Source organism: Halobellus ordinarius (assembly GCF_031823395.1).
Classification (GTDB): Archaea; Halobacteriota; Halobacteria; order Halobacteriales; family Haloferacaceae; genus Haloquadratum; species Haloquadratum ordinarius.
In genome coordinates this window covers 1-518 of record NZ_JAVQKJ010000028.1, presented here as the reverse complement: position 1 = coordinate 518, position 518 = coordinate 1, and the positions used below count along the sequence as shown (strand labels likewise).

Below are 518 nucleotides of genomic sequence, written 5' to 3'. Positions count from 1 at the left end.
TCCGATAGTGGCTGATGTGGTCTTTGTCGGACTGTATGTCTAGTTTCAAGAGTGTAGGGATCCAAGTACTCGGGTATGGCCTCCGAGCAAACGGCGGCCGATATGTTCGCTTTGCTCTCGGATGAGAGCCGGGTAGATATTCTTCGGGCTGTCGCTGTCGCGCAGTCTGAGCAAGAGCCGTCGAATTCGGGGTTTACACCGTTGTCGTTCTCAGACATCTACGACCGCGTCACTATCGACAACACGTCGAAACTCTCGTACCACCTTGGCGAACTCGCTGGGGCGTATCTTCGGAAGACCAAGGGAGGCTACGCGTTTACACACGCTGGTGAACAGATCGTCCGGTTCATCCTTGCGGAGAATTTCAGACAGCCAACTGAGGTTGACAGTATTGAGACGGAAGGGATGTGCCTGTTCTGTGGTGGAACGCAGCTTGAGGCGGGGTTAGATGACCAGTACTTTATGGTACAGTGTCTGTCCTGTGACCAGCCGGTGACGGGGTATATCGTGACGCCAGC

At 54.4% G+C, this 518-nt stretch carries 1 protein-coding gene; it reads left to right on the top strand.

Annotation, left to right across the window (positions count from 1 at the left end; genetic code table 11):
• Positions 1–75 precede the first annotated feature (75 nt).
• Positions 76–518, top strand: a 443-nt coding sequence (locus RJT48_RS20605; RefSeq protein WP_311174240.1) for a winged helix-turn-helix domain-containing protein, incomplete at its 3' end; no start/stop codon positions are given.